Source organism: Methanospirillum sp. (assembly GCF_035560735.1).
Lineage (GTDB): Archaea > Halobacteriota > Methanomicrobia > Methanomicrobiales > Methanospirillaceae > Methanospirillum.
In genome coordinates, this window is sequence record NZ_DATMYY010000143.1 from 1 (window position 1) to 2,022 (window position 2,022).

2 protein-coding genes are annotated in these 2,022 nt (G+C 45.3%); both read right to left on the bottom strand.

The genetic code is table 11. The features are described 5' to 3' along the window. Positions 1-1,251, bottom strand: a 1,251-nt coding sequence (gene glmM, locus VN429_RS04340; RefSeq protein ID WP_325630179.1) for a phosphoglucosamine mutase, incomplete at its 3' end; no start/stop codon positions are given. A 5-nt stretch (positions 1,252-1,256) separates the two neighbouring features. Next, positions 1,257-1,874, bottom strand: coding sequence for a DUF5806 family protein (locus VN429_RS04345; RefSeq protein WP_325630181.1), 618 nt, complete (start codon positions 1,872-1,874; stop codon positions 1,257-1,259). Positions 1,875-2,022 lie beyond the last annotated feature (148 nt).

The window sequence follows — 2,022 nt, forward strand, 5'->3', positions numbered from 1 at the left end:
ACGAATAAGTGCCCAGGCATCATCTCTGTCAATCCTAAGGCCATCAATTGTATTGATCCTATCACTGGAGAATTTCTTACTAACCACCTCAATCATGGCCGGAGATTTGTCAGTATGAAACTTGTGTTTGAGCATTACTGACGGAGGAAGATCATCCACCAGATTGCTCAAAGCCTGTTTTTTTATAGAAAGTAGAAGAACCATCATTGCAGCAGTCATACCACCATCGCGACAGAACTGGTGATTCGGATAGATGAGTCCTCCATTTCCTTCACCACCAAAGACCACCGATTTTCCTGCTTCAATCAGAGATCTCATCCGCCGTGCCACATAGATACTCCCAACAGCAGTGTAATCCACTGTACAGTTGTGACGCTTTCCTATCTGTTCAATGAGACGGGAAGAACTAACAGGCGTTACAATAATTCCGGACTTTCCATGACAGACCGCATCAGCAACTAGTGCGAACTCCTTGTTTTCTTCTACAAACCGACCCTTATCATCAATAAAGACAGCACGGTCGGCATCTCCATCATGAGCAACTCCAAATACTGCTCCAACTGATCTAACTAAATCAGAGAGTGGAGCAAGACCTTCTTCCGATGGTTCAGGATTGCGTGCCGGAAACCGACCATCTGGTTGAGCATTCAGAGTTAGCACACGGCATCCAAGATCAGATAAAATAGCAGCAGTTGTTCGGTATGCGGCTCCACAGCCAGGATCAATGACAACGGTCATTCCTTTGCCTATTCCAGCAGGAACTTTGGCAACAACACCGTCAATATATTCCTGAAACATATCTGGAGCAGATCGGCTGGAACCTACTTCTTCCCATCCTTTGGTTGCAAAAGTACTTGAGAAAACCCGTTCTTCAACGAGAATCGAATTCTCATCTCCCATCTCTGTTCCATCAGGCTCGATTACCTTGACACCATTATAATTCCCGGGATTGTGTGAGGCAGTGATGACAATTCCGGCATCAAAATGATCCTTCACCAGATATTGTAGACCAGGGGTCGGCAAAATTCCACAATCCACAACATCACATCCAACTGCCATTAGACCGGCTTTAGCAGCTTCAATGAAAGCTGGACCCGACGTTCTAGTATCTCTTCCAATTGCAACGGTTCCCGGGCGCATGCTTCCGACTGCCATTGCGATCTTCATAACCAGTTCGGGTGTCATCAATTCACCAACAACACCTCTGACCCCGTTTGTTCCAAACAACTGTTTTTTCTTTGCTTCTACCATGAACATCACATCATATCAGATTCTGTATCAGGTACTTCGACGCCTTCGATATCAGAATCATTCTGATCATCTGTTTCTTTCGTCTGTTTGCGTCGTTTTTCTAACTTTGCTTTCTGCTGATCTTCCCTAAGTTTTAACAATCGTGCGGAGGCTTCGGCAACCTGGCGCATGATATCAGTTACCTGATCCTCAATTTCTATCTCTTCATCTACACCAATTGCAGTACTCTCTATCTCAAGCAGAAACCGGGCAACTTCACTTGCTTCAAAGAGGAGATCATCAAGTTCTTCAGGAGTGTAAAAACCACACATCGCACCATACAGGAAGGTTGCCCCTGCTTTGTTCACCTTTTTCTTAAACGAACTCCGGGCCTGGTTTACCGCCTGAGGCGAATAGGTACCAGTCATGAAAGGAACAAGCTCTGGCAGGTTACGCCCAATGAAAGTCATCTCTGCACCCGAAGAGGTTTGAAAGTCAGCACAAAGACGTGATATAGCCCATTCTCGCGCGGTAATGAATGTCCGCTTGCGCAGAAACTGATTTACCTGGTTGTATGAAGCCCCATCCACCTTCTTGAACTTATGATACTTGCCTGGATCATGTGAACGATGCGACAAATCCATTGTATTACCATGGATCGCTGAATGAGATAAGTACCACTGCTACCATCTTAAGAGAAAAGTCGTATGCTAGATTTATAAGCTGCAAGTGATAACATATAGAAGGTTCCAAGCGACCTATTTCGTGCCCAGATAGTGTAGTGGCCTATCA